This window comes from Aquitalea sp. ASV11 (assembly GCF_016429185.1).
Taxonomy (GTDB): Bacteria; Pseudomonadota; Gammaproteobacteria; order Burkholderiales; family Chromobacteriaceae; genus Aquitalea; species Aquitalea pelogenes.
This window is the reverse complement of the sequence record NZ_JAELUD010000114.1, coordinates 1-6909: the sequence shown is the minus strand read 5'-3', so window position 1 is coordinate 6909 and position 6909 is coordinate 1. Positions and strand designations below refer to the sequence as shown.

6 protein-coding genes are annotated in these 6909 nt (G+C 64.7%); all 6 read left to right on the top strand.

The window, feature by feature from the left end; genetic code table 11:
• Positions 1–1882, top strand: a 1882-nt coding sequence (hypF, locus tag JHD62_RS20720) for a carbamoyltransferase HypF (protein WP_199104473.1), incomplete at its 5' end; no start/stop codon positions are given.
• 45 nt (positions 1883–1927) lie between these two features.
• The gene (locus tag JHD62_RS20715; RefSeq protein ID WP_199104472.1) at positions 1928–2155 is read left to right on the top strand and encodes a HypC/HybG/HupF family hydrogenase formation chaperone; all 228 of its coding nucleotides are present in this window, start codon (positions 1928–1930) and stop codon (positions 2153–2155) included.
• Positions 2152–3270, top strand: coding sequence for a hydrogenase formation protein HypD (gene hypD, locus JHD62_RS20710; protein ID WP_199104471.1), 1119 nt, complete (start codon positions 2152–2154; stop codon positions 3268–3270). Before JHD62_RS20715 ends, hypD begins: the two co-directional genes overlap by 4 nt.
• The gene (gene hypE, locus JHD62_RS20705; RefSeq protein WP_199104470.1) at positions 3267–4307 is read left to right on the top strand and encodes a hydrogenase expression/formation protein HypE; all 1041 of its coding nucleotides are present in this window, start codon (positions 3267–3269) and stop codon (positions 4305–4307) included. Before hypD ends, hypE begins: the two co-directional genes overlap by 4 nt.
• Positions 4308–4401: 94 nt before the next feature.
• A complete protein-coding gene (locus JHD62_RS20700; RefSeq protein ID WP_199104469.1) occupies positions 4402–5841 on the top strand; it encodes a sigma-54 dependent transcriptional regulator in 1440 nt (479 codons plus the stop codon).
• Complete coding sequence (locus tag JHD62_RS20695; RefSeq protein ID WP_131359354.1) at positions 5825–6826, top strand: HupU protein; 1002 nt, start codon at positions 5825–5827, stop codon at positions 6824–6826. Before JHD62_RS20700 ends, JHD62_RS20695 begins: the two co-directional genes overlap by 17 nt.
• The last annotated feature ends 83 nt before the right edge of the window (positions 6827–6909 follow it).

Below are 6909 nucleotides of genomic sequence, written 5' to 3'. Positions count from 1 at the left end.
GCCCTACGACCGCGCCAACACCAGCATGCTGCCCTTCTTGCTGTGCCCGTCCTGTCGCAGCGAATACCAGAGCCCGCACAGCCGCCGCTTTCATGCCGAACCCACCGCCTGTCCGGACTGCGGCCCGCAGCTGCAACTGACCGACCGCTTTGGCATTGCCCTGAATGGCGACCCGCTGCACGGCGCATGGCAGATCCTGCAGATGGGCCGCAGCATTGCCATGAAGGGCCTGGGCGGTTTTCATCTGGTGTGTGATGCCACCAATCCGGATGCGGTGGCGCGGCTGCGCCAGCTCAAGCATCGCCCCGGCAAGCCGCTGGCAGTGATGGCGCTCAACGTGGAATCCGTCCGCGCCTTTTGTGAAGTCAGCCCGCAGGAAGCCGCCTGGCTGCAAGGCCCGGAACGGCCCATCGTGCTGCTGCAAAAGAAACCGGAAGCCGACCAGCGGATGCCGGACATCGCACCCGGTATTGCCGCCATCGGTGTGATGCTGCCCTACACCCCGCTGCAATGGCTGCTGTTCCACGAAGCGCTGGGTCGCCCGCAAGGCGAGCAATGGCGCGAGCAAGCCTGTGAGCAAACCTGGGTGATGACCAGTGCCAACCTGTCCGGTGAACCCATTGTCACCAGCAATCAGGAAGCGCGTGAACGGCTGAACAAGGTGGCCGACGTATTCCTGCTGCACAACCGCAGCATCGTCACCCGCTGCGACGACAGCGTAATGGCGCTGCAAGGCGGCCAGCCGCTGTTCTACCGCCGGGCGCGCGGCTTTGTGCCGGACCCATTGCCGCTGGCTGACAGCGGGCCGGACGTTCTGGCGCTGGGCGCTTATCTCAAGACCACAGCAACCGTGCTGCGCGGCAACGAGGCTTTTGTCTCGCAATATGTGGGCGACCTGGACCACCCGCTCAGTTGCGAGGCGCTGGAACATACCGCCCAGCATCTGCTGGACCTGACCGGCGTCAGCCCGCAGGCCATTGCCTGCGATCTGCAACCGGACAGTTTTTCCAGCCAGCTGGCGCAGCAATGGTCGCAACAGCTGGGGATTCCGGTACTGCCGGTGCAGCACCACCATGCCCACCTGGCTGCCGTCATCGCCGAGCATGGCCTGCAAGGCCCGACGCTGGGGCTGGCACTGGACGGCTATGGCCTGGGCAAGAACGGTGGTGCCTGGGGCGGCGAACTGATGATGCTGGAAGGTGCCAGTTGCGAGCGCATGGGTCATATCACCCCCTTGCCGCTGCCCGGTGGCGACAAGGCCGCGCGCGAGCCCTGGCGCATGGCGGTGGGCTTGTGGCACCGGCTGGCCGATGCACTGCCCTTGCCACAGCACCTGAGCGAGCGCCCCGGCCTGCCCATGCTGCTGCGCCAGCTGGAAACCGGGCTCAACTGTCCGGACACCACCAGCATGGGCCGCTGGTTTGACGCCATTGCCGGCCTGACTGGCATCTGCCCGGAACAAAGCTTCGAGAGCGAAGCCGCACAAAAACTGGAAGCACTGGCTGCGCCCTGTGCGCCGCTGGCCGGTGGCTGGCAGGTATCTGCCGCCAATTTGCTGGACCTCACCCCGCTGGCGCGCCAGTTGCTGCAACTGCACGACCCGGTGGCCATTGCCGGCCTGTGGCACGCCACGCTGGCGCATGCGCTGGCCGACTGGGCCGCACGTGCCGCCAGCACCACCGGCATCCGGCAACTGGTGCTGGCCGGTGGCTGCTGCGCCAACCGCCAATTGCTGCAACAGCTATTGCCCCTGCTGCGTGACGCCGGCCTGCAAGTACACACCGCCCATGCCCTGCCGCCCAACGATGGCGGCCTGAGCCTGGGTCAGGCCTGGGTGGCCCGCCAGCGGCTGCTGCAGGGTAATGCGCAGCCATGGCGCTGATGCGTCTGCCCTTGCAGCGCAAAGACAATAACAAGGAGAACCAATATGTGCCTGGCCATGCCGGTAAGAATCAGCCAGCTACTGCCCGACGAGATGGCCGTAGTGGACGTGGACGGTGTCAGCCGTGAAGTGTCGGTCGCCCTGATCGACAGCCCGCAGGAAGGCGATTACGTCATCCTGCATGTCGGTTACGCCATCGGCAAACTGGACCCGGACGAAGCCGCCCGTACCCTGGCCTTGATGGAAGAACTGGCCGCAGGAGAGCAGCCGTGAAATATGTAGACGAATTCCGCCGTGGCGATGTTGCCCGTGGCATGGCTGCGCAAATCAGCCGTCTGGTGGACCCGGCGCGCGAATACCGGCTGATGGAGTTCTGCGGCGGCCACACCCACGCCATTGCCCGCTATGGTCTCACTGGCTTGCTGCCGGACAATATCAGGCTGATCCACGGCCCCGGCTGTCCGGTGTGCGTGCTGCCCATCGGCCGGGTGGATTCCGCCATCGAGCTGGCGCTGCGTCCGGATGTCATCCTGTGCAGCTATGGCGACACCCTGCGCGTACCGGCATCAAACAAGATGAGCCTGTACCAGGCGCGTGCCAAGGGCGCTGACGTGCGCATGGTGTACTCCACCAATGATGCCTTGCAGATTGCCCGCGACAACCCGCACAAGCAGGTGGTGTTCTTTGCCATCGGCTTTGAAACCACCACCCCGCCCACCGCACTGGCGCTGTTGCAGGCACGGCAGGAACAACTGGCCAACTTCAGCGTGTTCTGCAACCACGTACTCACCCCGCCCGCCATGCGCCATCTGCTGGCCGCGGGTGACGCGGTGCAGCTGGACGGCTTTATCGGCCCGTCCCACGTCAGCACCGTGATTGGCAGCGCGCCGTATGCTTCGGTGGCCGAGGAGTTTGCCAAGCCGGTGGTGATTGCCGGTTTCGAACCACTGGATGTGCTGCAGGCGGTGGCCATGCTGGTGGAACAGATCAACCAGGGCCGCACCGAGGTGGAAACCCAGTTCACCCGCGCCGTCACCCATGAAGGCAATCAGAAAGCCCGCGAGCGGGTGGCGCAAACCATGGTGCTGCGCGACAGCTTTGAATGGCGCGGCCTGGGCCAGGTGCCGCACTCCGCGCTGGCCATTCACCCCGACTTTGCCGAATTTGACGCCGAGCTGCGCTTTGCCCTGCCGTATCGTCACGTGCCGGACCACAAGGCCTGTGAGTGCGGTGCCATCCTGCGCGGCCAGAAGCAGCCGCAGGACTGCAAGGTATTCGGCATTGTCTGCACCCCGGACAACCCGCTGGGCTCCTGCATGGTGTCCAGCGAAGGGGCCTGTGCCGCCCATTACCACTATGACCGTTTCATACAGGGAGCCACGGCATGAGCAAGCCCTACACCCGTCCGCTCGACCTCAAGCATGGCCTGGTCAACCTTACCCACGGCAGCGGTGGCCGCGCCATGGCCCAACTGGTGAGCGAGCTGTTTGCCGCCGAATTTGCCAACGACTGGCTGGCACAGGGCAATGACCAGGCCATCCTGCCGCCGCCGGGCGGACGCATCGCCATTGCCACCGACAGCCACGTCATCTCGCCCTTGTTCTTCCCCGGTGGCGACATCGGCAGCCTGGCGGTGCACGGCACGGTGAACGACCTGGCCATGGGCGGCGCGACGCCCTTGTATCTGTCCGCCGGTTTCATTCTGGAAGAAGGCCTGCCGCTGGCTGATCTGGCGCGCATCGTGCGCTCCATGGCTGCCGCCGCACGCGAAGCCGGGGTGGCTATTGTCACCGGCGACACCAAGGTGGTGGAACGCGGCAAGGGCGATGGCGTGTTCATCTCTACCACCGGCGTGGGCGTGGTGGCCGACGGGGTAAACCTGTCCGGCGATCAGGCACGCCCCGGCGATGTGATCTTGCTGTCCGGCACACTGGGCGACCACGGCATGGCGGTGATGTCGCAACGCGAAGGGCTTGGCTTTGCCAGCCCCATCCTGTCCGACAGCGCAGCCCTGCACACGCTGGCTGCCGCGCTGATGGCTGCCAGCCCCGGCCTGCGCCTGATGCGCGACCCCACCCGTGGCGGCCTGGCCACCACGCTGAATGAAATCGCCCAGCAATCCGGCGTGGGCATGCGCCTGCAGGAAAGCGCCATTCCGGTACAGGCCAGCGTGCGCGCGGCTTGCGAATTTCTGGGATTGGACCCGCTTTACATTGCCAATGAAGGTAAACTGGTGGCCATTTGCCCGGCAGCCGAGGCAGCAGCGGCGCTGGCGGCACTGCACGCCCACCCGCTGGGACAGCAGGCGGCCATCATCGGCGAAGTGGTGCATGACGCCCACCAGTTTGTGCGGGTGCAAACCGATTTTGGCGGCGAACGCCTGCTGGACTGGCTGAGCGGCGAAATGCTGCCGCGCATTTGCTGAGTGCTTGTCCGATACTGCAAGCAACAATAAATGTCGGGCCTGCCCGCACCATAGCAAACACACCGTACCGAACACACCTTGGGGAATAACAACAATGCGCGCCAAACCCGCCATCTTGCTGGTGGATGATGAAATCCGCTCTCTGGAAGCCCTGGAACGCACGCTGGAAGACGACTTCACCCTGTTTACCGCCAATGGCGCAGCCGAGGCGCTGGCCATTCTGGATTCCGAATTCATTCAGGTGGTGGTGAGCGACCAGCGCATGCCGGACATGAGCGGCGTGGAGTTTCTCAAGCAGGTGCGCGAACGCTGCCCGCAAGTCATCCGCATCATCCTGTCCGGCTACACCGACAACGCCGACATCATTGCCGCCGTCAACGAAGCGGGTATCTATCAATACCTGCTCAAGCCTTGGCGGCCGGAATCGCTGCTGCTCACCGTGCAGGGCGCAGTGGAGCTGTTCCGCCTGCAGCAGGAAAACGAACTGCTGAACGTGGAGCTGAAATCGTCCGAGCCCTGGCTCAAGGTGCGGGTGGACAGCAAGCGCGAGCAAATGCGCGAACGCTCGGCCATGGACAATATCGTGCGCTCGCCGGACAGCAGCATGAGCAAGATCTGCGCACTGCTGTCGCGCGTGGCACCGTTTGACATCTCCGTGCTGATTGAAGGCGAATCCGGCGTGGGCAAGGAGTTGCTGGCGCGCGCGCTGCACTATGCCAGCCATCGCCGCGACCGCCCCTTCGTGGTGGAAAACTGCGCCGCCATGCCGGAACAACTGCTGGAAAGCGAGCTGTTCGGCCACAAGCGCGGTGCCTTCACCGGTGCCTACCAGGACCGCATCGGCCTGTTCCAGCAAGCCGATGGCGGCACCATTTTCCTGGATGAAATCGGCGAAACCTCGCCCGCCTTCCAGGCCAAGCTGCTGCGCGTGCTGCAAGAAGGCGAAATCCGCCCGGTGGGCAGCCCGCGCCCGCTCAAGGTGAATGTGCGCGTGGTATCGGCCACCAACAAGCAACTGCCGGAGCTGGTACGGGCCGGTCAGTTTCGCGAAGACCTCTACTACCGGCTGTCCGCCTTTACCGTCAGCGTACCGCCGCTGCGCGACCGGCCACAGGACATTCCGCTGATTGCCCACAGCTTGCTGGAAGAAGCCTGCCAGCACTATCAGCGCCCGGCTGCCCATTTTGGCGCGGATACCCTGCAAGCCATGCAGGACTACCGCTGGCCGGGCAATGTGCGTCAGCTGCGCAACGAGATCAACCGCATGCTGGTATTGAGCGACGAAGACCGGCTGGGTGCCGAGCTGCTGTCGGCCGAAGTGCTGCAGGCCGCCGCCGAAGAACAGGTTGCCGAGCTGGCCTTTCTGTCCGGCCTGCCGGGCGATCTGAAAACCCGCATGGAAGAACTGGAAAAGCAGATCCTGCGCGAAACCCTCACCCGGCTGCGCTGGAACAAAACCCGTGCTGCCGCCGAGCTGGGATTGTCCCGCGTCGGCCTGCGCAACAAGCTGACCCGCTATGGCCTCGAAAAATAAACGCCTGCTGTGGCTGCAATCCGGTGGCTGCGGCGGCTGTACCCTGTCGCTGCTGAATGCCGAATCACCCAGCCTGTTTACCACGCTGGAGGACATCGGCATCGAGCTGATCTGGCACCCGAGCTTTGCCGAGCAAAGCCTGGATGAAGCCATGCACTTGCTGCAAGCCCTGGCCGATGGCAGCGAGCCGCTGGACATGCTGTGTCTGGAAGGATCGGTGATGACCGGTGCCGCCGGGCGCTTCCACCTGCTGCCGGACGGTCAAAGCATGAGCACGCTGATCGAACAACTGGCGCGCCGCGCCCGGCAAGTCATCGCCGTGGGCACTTGCGCTGCCTATGGCGGCATCAGCGCGGCGGGCGACAACCTGACCGGTGCGGTGGGGCTGAACCACAGCGGCAATCATCCGGGCGGGCTACTGGGCGGAGACTTCCACGCCGCCGGTGGCTTGCCGGTGGTGAATATCTCCGGCTGCCCCACCCATCCGGGCTGGGTGCTGGAAACCCTGGCCTTGCTGGCCAGTGACAGCCTCAAGGCCAGCGACCTAGACCCTCTGGGCCGCCCGCGCTTTTACGCCGACAAGCTGGTCCACCACGGCTGCGACAAGAACGAGTTTTACGAATTCAAGGCCAGCGCCACGGCACCGGGCCAGATGGGCTGCCTGATGGAACACGTGGGCTGCAAGGGCACCCAGGCCCATGCCGACTGCAACAGCCGTGGCTGGAATGGTGAAGGCTCCTGCCTCACCGGCGGCTACCCATGCATCAACTGCACCGCGCCGGACTTTGCCGACCCCGGCCATGGTTTCTTCAGCACACCGCAGGTGGCCGGTTTCCCGGTAGGCCTGCCCACCGACATGCCCAAGGCCTGGTTTGTCGCGCTGGCCACGCTGTCCAAATCCGCCACGCCGGCCCGGGTAAGGCAGAATGCCACCCGCGACCGCCTGACCGTGCCACCCTCCCTGCCGAAAAAGAACAAAGCATGAGCCGCCGCATTCTTGGCCCCTTCAACCGTGTCGAGGGCGATCTGAACATCACGCTGGACTTTGCCGATGGCAAGGTCAGCGCC